The organism is Terriglobia bacterium (assembly GCA_020072785.1).
In the GTDB taxonomy this organism is placed as follows: domain Bacteria; phylum Acidobacteriota; class Terriglobia; order Acidiferrales; family UBA7541; genus Acidiferrum.
On record JAIQGG010000002.1, the window covers coordinates 505,055 to 518,562 of the forward strand.

General features: G+C 64.6%; 11 protein-coding genes. 2 read left to right on the forward strand and 9 right to left on the reverse strand.

All coding sequences use genetic code 11. The features are described 5' to 3' along the window. Nucleotides 1-62: 62 nt before the first annotated feature. The 9 genes from LAN61_05490 to LAN61_05530 all read right to left on the reverse strand — a co-directional run bounded on the left by LAN61_05490 (nt 63) and on the right by LAN61_05530 (nt 11,377). Nucleotides 63-1,370, reverse strand: coding sequence for a hypothetical protein (locus LAN61_05490; GenBank protein ID MBZ5539958.1), 1,308 nt, complete (start codon nt 1,368-1,370; stop codon nt 63-65). 62 nt (nt 1,371-1,432) lie between these two features. Next, nucleotides 1,433-4,666 carry an acyl-CoA dehydratase activase gene (locus LAN61_05495; protein ID MBZ5539959.1) on the reverse strand — a complete coding sequence of 1,078 codons (3,234 nt, stop codon included), beginning with the start codon at nt 4,664-4,666 and terminating at the stop codon, nt 1,433-1,435. A 355-nt stretch (nt 4,667-5,021) separates the two neighbouring features. Continuing rightward, nucleotides 5,022-5,501 carry a hydrogenase maturation protease gene (locus LAN61_05500; GenBank protein MBZ5539960.1) on the reverse strand — a complete coding sequence of 160 codons (480 nt, stop codon included), beginning with the start codon at nt 5,499-5,501 and terminating at the stop codon, nt 5,022-5,024. Continuing rightward, on the reverse strand, nt 5,498-6,922 hold the full coding sequence (locus LAN61_05505; GenBank protein ID MBZ5539961.1) for a Ni/Fe hydrogenase subunit alpha: 1,425 nt from the start codon (nt 6,920-6,922) through the stop codon (nt 5,498-5,500). Before LAN61_05505 ends, LAN61_05500 begins: the two co-directional genes overlap by 4 nt. Nucleotides 6,923-6,931: 9 nt before the next feature. Next, nucleotides 6,932-7,462 (reverse strand): NADP oxidoreductase, encoded by a 531-nt coding sequence (locus LAN61_05510; protein MBZ5539962.1) that lies wholly within the window; start codon nt 7,460-7,462, stop codon nt 6,932-6,934. Then, a complete protein-coding gene (hoxU, locus tag LAN61_05515) occupies nt 7,459-8,205 on the reverse strand; it encodes a bidirectional hydrogenase complex protein HoxU (GenBank protein MBZ5539963.1) in 747 nt (248 codons plus the stop codon). The genes LAN61_05510 and hoxU overlap by 4 nt, the downstream gene beginning before the upstream one ends. Next, nucleotides 8,175-9,818 carry an NADH-quinone oxidoreductase subunit NuoF gene (gene nuoF, locus LAN61_05520; GenBank protein ID MBZ5539964.1) on the reverse strand — a complete coding sequence of 548 codons (1,644 nt, stop codon included), beginning with the start codon at nt 9,816-9,818 and terminating at the stop codon, nt 8,175-8,177. The genes hoxU and nuoF overlap by 31 nt, the downstream gene beginning before the upstream one ends. Continuing rightward, entirely contained in the window at nt 9,808-10,314 is a 507-nt protein-coding gene (hoxE, locus tag LAN61_05525; protein MBZ5539965.1) for a bidirectional hydrogenase complex protein HoxE, read from the reverse strand. The genes nuoF and hoxE overlap by 11 nt, the downstream gene beginning before the upstream one ends. A gap of 247 nt (nt 10,315-10,561) precedes the next feature. Further along, nucleotides 10,562-11,377, reverse strand: coding sequence for a hypothetical protein (locus LAN61_05530; protein ID MBZ5539966.1), 816 nt, complete (start codon nt 11,375-11,377; stop codon nt 10,562-10,564). A gap of 407 nt (nt 11,378-11,784) precedes the next feature. Between LAN61_05530 and LAN61_05535 the strand changes: the two genes are divergently transcribed. Further along, on the forward strand, nt 11,785-12,267 hold the full coding sequence (locus tag LAN61_05535) for a hypothetical protein (GenBank protein MBZ5539967.1): 483 nt from the start codon (nt 11,785-11,787) through the stop codon (nt 12,265-12,267). 197 nt (nt 12,268-12,464) lie between these two features. Beyond that, nucleotides 12,465-13,487 (forward strand): zinc-dependent alcohol dehydrogenase, encoded by a 1,023-nt coding sequence (locus LAN61_05540; protein ID MBZ5539968.1) that lies wholly within the window; start codon nt 12,465-12,467, stop codon nt 13,485-13,487. Nucleotides 13,488-13,508: the final 21 nt, after the last annotated feature.

Consider the following 13,508-nt stretch of genomic DNA (forward strand, 5'->3'; position numbering starts at 1 on the left):
TTTTTCCTATAGGGTGTGTGTTTTTGTAGCCGCTCTCTTCAGAGGGCAGATTTTTCTTCGCGTCAAACGGAGCTGGTCCGCGGATAGCACTCGGCGATTTCCGGGGCCGCGCTCGTTCCGGAGGCCCGCTCCCCGCCGCTCTCCTCGGCGGGGAAGTGCGGGAGAGTGCGCGGCCAGGGTTTGCGGCGGCGGTAGTTGCGCGCCAGCTCGAGGAAGATGCCGATGTCGCGTTCCAGGTCGGACTGCGTCTCGTCGCAGTAGAAGTTGCGGATGGGGATCTCGGCGTGCTCCTTGCTGATCAGCGGGTAGATGGCCTCGCCGACGATTCCGTTCATGCACGTGAACGGGCTGATATCCACGATGCCGTCCACGCCCTTCTTGGCCAGGTAGATGCTCCGCCCGGCGTTTACCGTCATCTCCCCCAGCGCGCCGTCCGCGGGCAGATACGGCTCGGCAAGCTCCAGCACCTCGCCGATATCTTCCGGCTCTTCATAGCCGCGGAAATCTGCGGTGAAGAGCGCGCGCAGCTCCTCTTCGTCCTTGCGCTGGAAATGCGTGCGGATGGTTGAGCGGAGCATCTGCCCGGAAATCCGCTTGCCTTTCAGCTTGAGCACGCGCCGCTCGTCCGCATTCGTGTACCAGATCCACTCCGAGATGTCGCTCATCCATACTTCCGCGCCAAAGCGCTCCAGCAGGCGCACCAGCTCCTGGTTGCTGTAGATGTTCAGGCGGCAGTAGATCTCGCCCACCGCGCCGATCAGCGGCCGCTCCGGATCGAAGCGCACCGGCACCATGCGGAAGCGGCGGCGCGCCCGGCGCAGGCTCGCCTGCAGCTTGCGCATCTGCATCCCGTCGTTCGGCCAGGGAACTTCCAGGCAGCGGCAGACGTCCGCGACGCTGGCCTCGTGCGCCGCGTCAGCGTCGCCCGGCATCGTCTCGTACGGGCGTGTCTTCAACAGGCATTTCAGCAGCAGGTCTCCGGCGACAAGGGCGCGCCAGGCGCTGCGCGCGAACAGGTTGGAGGCCGGCCCGAAGTCGCTGTAGCCGGTCTCGCAGGTCGGGGCCAGGATGGTGACGCCCGAGTAGCCCAGGGTTGCGAACGTCGACTTCATCAGAGGAACGTACTGCCCGAAGCGGCAGGGTCCCTGGCCGGTGGCCATGAAAAAAGCCACTTTGTCCGGATCGGTTCCCGGCTGCTCCAGAATTTTCACGCAGTCGCCCATGGTGACCCGTGCGGGATAGCATTCATCGCCGCAGGTGTGGCGCGCGCCCAGGGCACGCGTGCGTTCGTCCGACGGGGGAGTCGCTTCCGCATCCAGCCCCAGCGAGCGCAGCATGGCCGCAAAAATCTGCGTGCTGCCGTCGCTCATGCGCGGAATCCACACTTTCTTTCCGGCGAGGGGGTGGGATGCCGGGATTTGTCTTGGGTTTTTCAGTGGGCTGTTGCGCATCGCAGGATTCCTTTGCTGTCCAGATAGGCTTCGCAGCGCGTCAGGTAGCCGGCGTCGTTGCCGTGCCCGTCGAATTGCAGGACCAGATACGGCGCCTGGGCCACTTCGCGCAGGAAATGCTTGATGAAGGAGTCCGGGCCGCATTTGAAATTGGTGATGTAGATGATGTGCAGGCGCGGATTCCGGCGCGCCAGGTTCCCCGCGGCCAGGATGCGCCGCCCGGAGTTCCAGAACATGTTGGGGTGAAGAGTGTCGGTAGGCTGCGCGTCCAGCGGCAGGAAGTCCATCGGCAACACGTTCACGCCGTAATGATCGCGCAGCTTGCGCGGGATGTCGCAATTGCTGTTGCGGTCGTACAGGTTGTACGGCCGCCCCACGAGCAGCACGCCTGGTTCCCCGCTGCGCTCCAGCGTGTCCCAGGCCGCGCGGCCCGCCTCCAGCATCCTTTCCGAGAACTCCGCCTGCGCCGCATAGGCCGCTTCCACGGCGGCATCGCTGGCCCAGCGCCGCACGCCCAGCCGGGAGAAATATTCGCCGAGCTGCTTCTTGACGTGCCCGCGCCCTAGCCGGAAATAAAGCGTGGGCGCGAGGAAGCGTTCGGCCTGCGGCGCGAAGTCCGGCGCCGCACGGATGACGAAGGGCAGCGTTTGGTTCCACGGACAGAGGTGCGAGGCCACCTTGGTGTTCGGCGCTTCGTGGTCCAGTACGTTGGGCAGGAGAACGTAGTCGGCGGGCGCATAGTCCGCGCAGCCGTGCAGCAGAGCGTGCACATGGCCGTGCGCCAATTGCACCGGGTAACATGGCTCGGCCACGCTCAGCTCCGCGCTCTGCCGCTCCACCGGCCGGGAAACGACCACCGCAAAGCCCAGCTCTTCGAGGTAGCGCCGCCAAAACGGGAAGCGATCGTAGAAATACATCGCGCGGGGAATCCCGATGCGCACTCCGCGAACGGAACCAGGCCGCCGGCCGTTCTCTGCTTCGGGATGCCCGTCGTCCAGAAGGCGCTCGCGCAGGGCCAGCAAGTCTTCCAGGACCGGCTTGTGGCTGGTGCGCGTGCGTTTGCGGAACTTGTCCGAACACTTGTCGCCCCAGTAGGTCTTCTGCCCGTCCACCTTGATCTCTTTCATCTCGCAATAGTTGGAGCAGGCCTTGCAGGTGAACTCCCGGGTTTCGAAATGGGCCTGGTTCAGGTCGTAGCCGCGGAAAGTAGAGACGGAGTCAATGCGCGGACCCCCGCGCGCGGCACCGGCGGCTCCGGCCGAGGCGGCAACCGCTACGGCGCGCGGTTTTGCCCGGCAGACCTCCTGCGCGATCAGCGCCATGCCGATGGCTCCGATCACGCCGTTGTGCGGCGGCACGATGATGGGCTGGCCGAGGATTTGCGAGAAGGCCGCGGCCACGGCGTCGTTGTACGCCGTCCCGCCCTGAAAATAGATCACCTTGCCGATCTTGCGGTTGCGCACCACGCGATTGAGATAATTCAGGGCGATGGAGTAGGCCAGCCCCGCCGCCAGGTCCTCCAGCCGCGCGCCGCGCTGCATCCAGGCGGTGACGTCGCGCTCCATGAACACCGTGCAGCGCTCGCCGAGGTGCACCGGTGCGGCCGAAGCCAGCGCCAGCCGCGCGAACTCCTCCTTGATGGAGATGCCCATGCGCTCGGCCTGCTCCTCCAGAAACGAGCCGGTGCCCGCGGCGCAGGCTTCGTTCATCGCGAAGTCCACGACCACGCCGCGGTCGATGGAGATGAACTTGGAATCCTGCCCACCGATTTCGAAGATGGTGTCCACCGTGGCGTTGCGCTCTTCTTCGCGCACTTCACCCAGCGCGCGGCCGCGCACCAGCCGCTCGTGCACGTACAGCGCGCCGGTCTTGTGCGCGGTGATCTCATCGTTCACGGTGTCCGCGCCGACCAGTTCGCCGATCAGCTCCCGCCCGGAGCCCGTTGTGCCCACGCCGCAGATGGTGATGCGCGCGCCGAGCAGGCCGTCGATCTCGTGCAACCCTTCGTTCACTACTTCGATCGGCCGCCCTGCAGTGCGCAGGTAGATCTGGTGCAGCAGGCGCCCGTCTTCGTCCAGCACCGCGAGATTCGTGCTCACCGAGCCGATGTCGATCCCCAGATAGGCGGGAAGCCGCCCGCGGCCCGCTTCCGGCAGCGGCTCGGTGCGCGAAGCTTCGGGATGATCGCGCAGCAGCAGCACGCGCTGCATGGAAAGCGGCTCGAGCGGCGCGCTGGCCTCCGCCGTGGTGCTGTCTCCCCCTGCTGTATGCCTGCTCCACACGGTGGATGGCCTGCGGCTCTCCTCGTATTCCAGCAGCGCGCAGCCGAGCGCACCGAGCCACGCATACCACTCCGGCACGAAGAGCTCTTCCGGCGCCAGATGAAAGGCGTCGCGCAGGGCCTGCACTACCCCGGCGTTTTGCGAGACCGCGCCGATCAGCGCTACCCGCGGCACCACCGGCTTACCTTTCACGATGTTGCTCTTGAAATTCCGCGCCACCGCCTCGCACAGCCCTTTCAGCACCTCCCCGGTGCCGTAGCCGCGCTGCTGCGCGTGGATCATGTCCGACTTCGCGAAGACCGAGCAGCGCCCGGCAATCTGCGCCGCGCGCTTCGCTTCGCCCACCACTGCGCCGATCTCTTCCACGCGGTAGCGCAGCCGCGTCGCCTGCTGGTCGAGGAACGAGCCCGTGCCCGCAGCGCACTCTCCGCTCGTCGAATAGTCCACAATGCCCGCGGAAGCCGCGCCGTCCCCGTGGTTGCCGCCATTGCCGCTGGAGGCACCCACTCCACCCAGCCGCAGGTATTTGGAGCTTTCCCCGCCAATTTCGAACACCGTGCGCACGCCGGGATACAGCCGGGCCACGCTGCAGGCGATGGCCTTGAATTCGTTTTCCACGGGAGCGTGCGCCACGCGCGCGGCCAGCCGCGCACCCGAACCGGTCACACGGATGCCGCTCAGACGCGTACGCGGCACGCAACGGTAGATCGCCTGCAACGATTCGCTGACGCACTGCACCGGATTGCCCAGGGTGCGGCGATAGCTGGAGACGGCCAGGGACAATTCCGGAGCGTCCGCGGATTGGCCGGGGATGCTTTGGAATCCGCACCCCGCGGCCAGCAGTGCGCCGAGCAGGTCTGCATCTTCCGGCGGTGCGGCGGCGGCCCATTTGAGGCTGACGCTGCCGAGATCCAGTCCGAGGAAAATGCCCATCGCAGTGGCCTCACTTTCAGAAGTCGCAGCGTAATGGCATCAAGGTAGGTGGAGCGAATGGAAAATTATGAAATCCAGGTCCGGCCACGAGTCCCGGTACTAGGACTATGAATGCCCATAGAAGTAAGCAGCAACTTGTAGGCCAAAAGTTCTCTATGCGGAGAATCAATCCGTCTGCCTGCTGGTACCCCGATGATAGAAAGACGTGGTTTATTGCCCCAACGAAGCCCTCTGCGGGCTTTCTGGGCAGGCCCAAGACCGCATCCGCGTCGCGGCTGCGCCGAATTGCGCACGAGTGTGGCATTTGACTGATTCCAAACCGATTGACCCCAGGGGAACAATGCGCTCCCTGGAATCAAATCCCATCTGCCAGGCTTTTTGCTGTGCGCTGCGTCACAAAGGCTTCTATCTTCCTAATCGCTTCGGGCAGGGCGCGCCGCGCGGGTTCAGACAACTCTTGCGCCAGCGAGAAGGACTGCCCGCCAATGAGCAAGGCGAAGGCGCGGCGCGGCGTCCGGCCATAAAGCAAGCGCGCCAGTTCGAGTAGCGCCGCGGGATGCAGATGATGAGTTAGCGCTGCCGGAGCGGCGCGGGCCTCAGCGAGGGGCTCGAATGACACGGAACCCGGCTGTGCGCTGGCGGTGGCGTCCACAAAAATCACGCACTCGGCGTGGCTTACACGTTCCGCCATCTCCGGGGTCAATTGCTGGCAGGCCGCAACCTCGATCTCCGCAGACGAGAGCCTTTCTCTGACCGCTTCGGCGATCCACCAGCCTGCGGCATCGTCGCCGCGCAGCGGATTGCCGCACGCCAGAAGCAGCACGCGTTCCATCAATCCCGCCGCACTTCCTGGAGCAGCGCGCCATCCGGACCGACCAGCCGCACCACCAGGGGCATGGCGCCGGCCGCATGTGTCGAGCAGCTCAGGCAAGGATCGAACGTCCGGATAACCGCCTCCACGCGGTTCAGCATCCCTTCGGTCAATTTGTCGCCGCGCACATACTGTCTGGCCACCTGCAGGATGCCGCGGTTCATCGCCAGGTTGTTGTGGCCGGTGGCGATCACCAGGTTGGCCCAGGTGATCAGCCCCTGCTCGTTCACCCGGTAATGGTGCAGCAGCGTGCCGCGCGGGGCTTCCGCCACGCCCACGCCCTCGGCGTTGTTGAGTGCGGCGTTGGCGCGCACGTGCGGGCTGAGAATCTCCGGGTCGTCGAGAATGCTGCGGATGCTTTCGATGGCGTGCAGGATCTCGATGAGCCGCGCATAGTGATAGTGAAACGAACTGAGCACCGCCCCGCGCTCGATCTCCCGGAACTCCACCCACTCCTGCTCCGCCAGCGGCGTGCCGCAGCGCTCCGCGATGTTCAGCCGCGCCAGCGGGCCCACGCGGTACATCCCCCCGGGATAGCCCAGCGGCTTGTAGAAGGGAAACTTCAGAAAGGTGAAGGGCTCGACCGCTTCCTCGATGAACTCCGCGTAGCGCGCGGGATCGAGCTGATCCGCCACAATCGCGCCCTGCGCGTCGGTGAGCCGCAGCTTGCCATCGTAGTATTCCGCCTGGCCCTCTGCCGTGACCAGCCCCAGGAACAGGCTCGGGAAATTCGCGAACGTGCGGATCTCCTCGCGGTACTTTTCGATGTTCTGCTTGAACCACACCAGCGTCCTCTGCGCCGTTCCCAGTGCTTCCGGGATCATCGCCAGCATCCGCCCGTGCTTCTCTGCGGAGAGCGGCTCGCTCACACCCCCGGGGACCACCCAGCCCGGATGAATGCGTTTTCCGCCCAGCAGCTCGATGATCTGCTGCCCGAACTGGCGCAGGCGAATTCCGCTGCGGCCCAGTTCCGGATTGGCGCGCGCCACGCCCAAGATGTTACGCTCCGCGGGGTCCGCATCCATTCCCAGCAGAAGATCCGGGGAGGCGAGGTAAAAGAAGCTGAGCGCATGAGACTGGATCACCTGCGCGAGATTCAGAATCCGCCGCAGCTGCACCGCCGCGGGCGGAACGCGGATGGCCAGGAGCGCGTCGCAGGCCTTGGCCGAAGCGAGCAGGTGGCTCACAGGGCAGATGCCGCAAATGCGCGACATCAGGTTGGGCATTTCGTAGAATGGGCGCCCTTCGCAAAAGGTTTCGAAACCGCGCAGCTGCGTCACATGAAAATAAGCTTTCTGGACCACGCCGTGGTCGTCGGTCTGCAGCGTGATCTTCGCGTGCCCCTCGATTCGCGTCACCGGGTCGATGACAATCTTCTGCGCCATTCCGTTCTCCTATGCCCCGAACCGCGTCGCGCTGGTCACATCCGGCATGCGCCCCGCCAGAAGCTCGCGCAGCACGCTGTAGATGGTGTCCGCGGAAGGCGGGCAGCCGGGCACATAGACATCCACGGAAACCACTTCATGCACCGGCCGCACCTGCGGCAGCAGGTGCGGCACGCCCTGCCCCGAGATCCACAGCAGCGCCGCCGCGTCTCCATACGCGCGGTGCAGCACCTTGTCCGCGGCGAAGGGATTGCGCATCGCCGGCACGTTTCCGGTCACCGCGCAGTCGCCCAGGGAAACCAGCGTCCGCGTCCGCCCGCGGATCCGCCGGATCTTCTCCGCATCCGCATCGGTGCTCACCGCGCCTTCCACCAGCGTGATGTCCACATCCGCCGGAAAGGTCTTCAGGTCCACCAGCGGGCTATAGACCAACTCGCACTGTCCGGCGATCTCCAGCAGCCGTTCATCCATGTCCAGAATCGACATGTGGCAGCCGGAGCAGCCGTCCAGCCAGACGGTGGCCAGCTTCATCCTGTTCATCGCCTTCCATCCCGCATCAAGCTGAGGTACGTCAGAAACTCCGGGCTCTTCGGAAAGAGCGTGCCGACCTTGCTCTTTTCGAAGAGAGCGCCGGTGGGGCAGACCTGCACGCATTTCCCGCAGCTCGTGCACGTCTCCGAGGTTCCCCAGGGCTGATTCAGGTCGGTGATCACCTGGGAATCCCCGCCGCGGCCCATTACGTCCCAGGTGCGCGCGCCTTCGACCTCGCTGCAGACGCGCACGCAGCGCGTGCACAGGATGCAGCGGTTGTGGTCCTTCGAAAAGCGCTCATGGCTGGCATCCACCGACAGAGCGGGGAAGCGGTATGGGAATTGCACATGGTCCAGGCCATGCAACTGTGCCAGCGCCTGCAGCTCACAGGCGCCGTTGGCTACGCAAACGGCACACACGTGGTTGCGCTCGGCGAAAAGGAGTTCCAGAGTCATCCGGCGGTATTTCTCCAGCCGCTCGGAGTGCGTGGTCACCGTCATGCCTTCTTCCACGCGAGTGGCGCAAGCAGGCTGCAGCCGATGGCTGCCCTTAATCTCCACCAGGCACATGCGGCAGGCACCGACATCGCCCAGGCCGTCCAGATGGCAGAGCGTCGGAATCCAAACGCCGATTTCGCGCGCGGCCTCCAGAATCGTCTGGTCGGCGCGGGCGCTGACGTCCCGCTCATTAATGACCAGGGTTTTGACGTCCGCTGCAGGAGTCACGCACCCACCTCCGTGGCCGCTGCGCATTCGCAGACGCCGGCACGGCAGCGTTTCGCTTCGATGTGCTCGATATACTCGTCCTTGAAATAGCGCAGGGTGCTGAGAACGGGATTGGGGGCCGCCTGGCCCAGCCCGCAGAGGCTCGTCGCGCCCACCATGTCGCACAGGGAGATCAGCATCTCCAGGTCTTTGTGTGTGGCGCGCCCGTCGCAGATCCGCGTCAGCAGTTCATGCATTTGCGCGGTTCCCGCGCGGCACGGGATGCATTTCCCGCAGGACTCCGCCATGCAGAACTCCATGAAAAAGCGCGCCACGTTGACCATGCACGACGTGTCGTCCATCACCACCATCCCCCCGGAACCCATGATCGAGCCGAGCTCGCGGAGGGATTCGTAGTCCACCGGACGATCCAGAAACTGCTCCGGGATGCAGCCTCCAGAGGGGCCGCCGGTCTGCACCGCCTTGAACTTCCGCCCTTCGGGCACGCCGCCGCCGATCTCGAAGATGATTTCGCGCAGGGTCATGCCCATCGGCACTTCAATCAGGCCGTTGTGTTTCACTTTTCCGCTCAGGGCAAACACTTTGGTGCCCTTGCTCTTCGGCGTGCCCAGGGCCGCATACCAGTCCGCGCCACGACGGAGAATGGCCGGCACGCTGGCAAAGGTTTCCACGTTATTGATCAGCGTGGGCATGCCCCAGATGCCGGACTGCGCCGGGTACGGCGGGCGCGGCCGCGGCGTGCCGCGCTTCCCCTCGATGGAGGCCATGAGCGCGGTTTCCTCGCCGCAGACATACGCTCCCCCGCCGACCCGCAATTCGATGTCGATGCTGAATGCGGTGTCGCAAATATTGCTTCCCAGAAGGCCGAACTGCCGGGCCTCGCGGATGGCCGTTTCCAGACGGTTCAGGGCCAGCGGATACTCCGCGCGAACGTACAGGTATCCGCGGCTCGCACCCACGGCGTATCCCGCGATGATCATTCCTTCCAACACCCGCTGCGGATCGCTTTCGAGCACGCTGCGATCCATGAATGCGCCCGGGTCGCCTTCGTCCCCATTGCAGACGACGTACTTTACGCCGCTGCCTGTCTTTGCCACCGTCCCCCACTTCAGCCCGGTGGGGTAGCCTGCTCCGCCACGCCCGCGCAAGCCGCTGCGCGAAATCTCCTGAATCACCGCGGCCGGCGTCATCTCCGTGAGCGCGCGCATCATTCCTTTGTAGCCGTCCGCCGCGATGTATTCCTCGATTTTTTCCGGATCCAGCCTTCCGGAGTTTTCCGTCACGATGTGGACTTGCCGCTGGAAAAAAGCCTGGTCGCGCGAGCACTGCAGCCGCCGCACCGGCTCGCCCCCGGCGCTCCGGGCGACCGCCGGAGCATCCTCCGGCTTCACATTGCAGTACAGAACGCCATCGGGTTCCACGCTGACAAGTGGACCCGCTGAGCACAATCCCATACAGCCCGTTCCCCGCACCCGGCAGGACGCGCCCGCCTCTTTCGCTTCCTTTTCCAGCGCTTCCTTCAGCGCGTCGCTGTGCTGCGAGAGACAGCCCGCGGCCAGGCAGACGTTCACCTCGTGGCCGCCTTCCGCCCGCGCTCTTTTCGCGCCCGCCGCAATACGTTCCAGCCCTTCACGCGTCATGGGCCAGCCACCTCTCCAGGCGTTCCTGCACTTCGTTCGCCGTGGCTTCGCGGGTCACCTCACCGTCGAAAATCGCGACCGGCGCCAGGCTGCACGAGCCCATGCAGCGTTCGGCACGCAGGGAAGCGCTGCCATCAGGCGTCGCTTCCCCCGGTTTCATGCCGAGAATCTTTTTCGCCCGCGCCAGCAGTTGGGCTGCGCCCTTGATATAGCAAGCCGTGCCCATGCACACGTGACACGTGTGCTTGGCGGGGGGCTGCAGGCTGAAGAAGTGATAAAAAGTGGCTACGCCGTAGGCCTGACTGAGGGGGACACGCAGGGAGTTGGCGACGAACTTCAGAGATTCTTCGTCCAGATATCCGAACAATTCCTGGACGGTGTGCAGCGTTTCGATCAACGCATCGCGCGCGTGCCCATGGCGCCGCATGGTGCCGTTCACGATCTGCCAGCGCTGGTCGTCCGAGGGCAGTGGCGGTGGTGCCACGTGGACGCTCATCGGCCCCTCCTTCTCGCTCCCTTTCCGCGAAGCAGGCGCTTCACTTGAGAGGCGAGTCTCATGCGCGTAGAGCAACAGTTCACTACGCGCGGCCGGGATTGCTACTCTGCGGTTAACAACAGGAAGGGCGAAGGGTTCGTTCCCGGCTCCGTACTCCCAGTCCGCCCGGGGTGGCGAGCTCGCTAGGATACGTCTTAATTATAGCGCGCATTGGCCGCGCCCGGCGCAGGCTTTCTTTGGAGGCGGGCTAATGCGCTGGAGGGGGTGCCGGCGCGGCGGTCGGGGCGACGGGGGCTTTGCGGCGGCGGTGAAAAAGTGTGCGCCGGATGTCCGGATAGAACTCGCGCAGCATATTGTATCCGCTGGTGTACGCGAGCCCCACGCCCCAACTCCGGAAGACCCTGCCAGCCGAGCGGTCCTGGCGCGGGTAATATGCCGTGGAAATCGAGCCGGAGATGAGCTGCCCGAGCACCTGCGGGGTGTTGAAGGTTGCTCCGCCGGAATCCCGCCGCGTGATGAACGTGCGCCCCGCCGCATACCACATGCGCCCGCCCAGCGAGCCCTTGCCGCGCCGAAAATAGCGCGGATCTTCCTTCAGGACGGCCGGGAGCACGCCGACGATGAACAGGCTCGAAGTAGCTTGGTCGCCTTCCGCGGCCAGGAAGCGCTTGCCGTAGGCGTCCCAGCCCTGGCCGTAGTGCGGCGAGCCGTTGAAGGCCTGCTGCATGCCGGCCTGAAACGCATTTCCCACATGCGCACTGAAGTCGGACATCTGGTGCCAGGCCAGGACATATTTCTGCCGGGCAGTGAGGGGGTGCTGCTTGCCGGGAACGTCGTTCGCAGTCGTGTAGTTGGGGATGATCCCGAAGATATGCGTGGGATTTTCCTCATGCTGCGGCGGGTTCGCCGCCGGCGCTTCGCCGGACTTCGCTGGCGGCTCCTGTTTCTTTGCTGCGGGCTCCTGACTCTGGCCCGGCTGCACAGGAGCCTGCGCGCCAGCCTGTGCCGCCGCAACCAGGAGAAGAATCGCGATCGCGGCCTGCGGTATCCCTGAACGCTTCAAAATTCCTCCGGGGCAGTTAGCGCCAAGTGTTTTGAGTTGCGTACTTCAAGCGGGTCATTCTACTCGAAGCGAGCCGCGAAACTGAATGTGAAGCTGGCGCAGACGGTAATCCTTCCCATACCAGCCATTTTTCCAAGAAGCACGAGCATTTCCATTCGCTTAGGCCGTAGTGTGGCATAGACCGCTGCGAAAGGGCCATTTGGCGCAGTGGAAGTCCCCGAGAGAGCCCTCACCGCTAGCATCCTCTTGCTTATCTGTAACATAGCCTAAGGGGGCTGTGGCATGAGAGTTGCCCCATATCTCTGCAGGTTGACGGTGCATTCGCCCTATAGCCTGCGCCATAGAAAGGCACCGGAGGCCTAAAGGACTGTACCTTTTTGACCGATGAAAGATAGGGAGAGTTTTCTATGAAAGCTTATCGAGATGTTGCTACCCTGGCCAGTCTCCAGGTGATCTGTTTTCTTCTGCTCACCTATCTGGAACCTGACTTTTTCCTCCTGCACCTCTATCAGACCATCATCTACATGGCCATCCTGCTCATGCTCTTCTACATGGAGGACCGTTGGGCATATATGATCGGCATGCTGGCTCCGGCCGCGTGGCTGGTCATGGCCTTTGCCACGGGCCTGCTTGGCGGGGCCTTGCGCCAGCTCTTCCGTCTGGCGCAGAGGCAGTGGCCCAGCAATCAAGTAAGCCTGCTCGCCGCCTTCACCGCGCTCCTGGCCGTGGCGATGTTCGGCGTCTGTGCCTACCACTGGAAGCGCTCCTTTGCCGGTCTGGGCAAAGGCCTGAGCACCTTCCTGGTGAGTTTCGGCGTCGTGATCGTCTACTACGGCATTTTGGTGGTCTGGTTCTGGCAGATGATTCCCAATCCCGCCGCGAAGGGCTAGCCCCCCAGCCGCTTCTTCGCAGGACCACGCGGAGAGGGAAAGCAGTCCGGGCGGAGGTTTCAGATGCGAGGCTACCTCCGCCCGGAACTGCACCCGCATTCGGGCTTGTGCAGCCCCCCCCACGCAGGTGAGATTCTTCCTATTTCCGCATCCCCTTGAAATCGGATAGCATCTCTGCGCCCCACCGGAGGCGCATCGTGAAGGCCGCAATCCTGCACGACTACAATCAGCCGCTCCGCATCGAGGACGTCCCCCGGCCCGAATGCGCCGCGGACGAAGTGCTGATTCAGGTCGAAGCCTGCGGCGTCTGCCACTCCGATCTGCATCTCGCCGAGGGCGGCTGGCCGCAACTGCTCAGCGCGGTCACCGTGAAGATGCCGCTGATTATGGGCCATGAAGCCGTCGGCCGCGTGGTGGAGAAGGGGCGCGACGTCGCGCAGGTCGCGCTTGGCGACCGCGTGGGCGTGGCCTGGATCTACTGGAGCTGCGGCCAGTGCCGGCTCTGCAAGGAAGGCCTGGAGAATCTCTGCCCGCGCCAGATCATCACCGGCGTCACCGTCGATGGCGGCTACGCGGAGTTCGTCAAGGCCAAGGCCAGCCATGTCACCAGGGTTCCTGAAACTCTTTCTGCGCAGGAGGCGGCCCCGCTGTTTTGCGCCGGTCTGACCGTCTATCGCGCCAGCAAGAAGGCGGGCATCCGCCCAGGCCAGCGCGTGGCCGTCTTCGGCATCGGCGGGCTCGGCCACCTGGCCGTGCAAGTCGCGAAAAGTTTTCAGGCCGAGGTGATCGGCATCGATGTCACGGAGGAAAAGCTGGCCTTGGCGCGATCTCTCGGCGCGGACCACGTGCTGAATGCCGCGGCCGGCGATTTTGCGGCGCAGCTCAAGAAAGTGGGCGGTCCGCACATCGCTCTGGTCACCTCGGCCGCCAAAGCCGCCTACGACCTGGCCTTTTCCTCGCTCCGCCCGGACGGCACCCTGGCCGTCATCGGCCTGCCCGCCGAAGATCTCACGTTTCCGACCATCGTCATGGTGGCCCGCGAGACGCGCATCGTGGCCTCGTCGGTGGGCACGCGTGCCGACTTGCGCGAACTGCTCGATTTGGCAGCCGCCGGAAAAGTCCGCTGCCGCAGCGAAGCCCGCCCCCTCGCGCAAATCAACCAGGTCTTCGACGACATGCGCCACGGCCGCATCCTCGGCCGCGTCGTTGTCCGCGCCTGAGCCACCGCGTCGGGGTGCGTT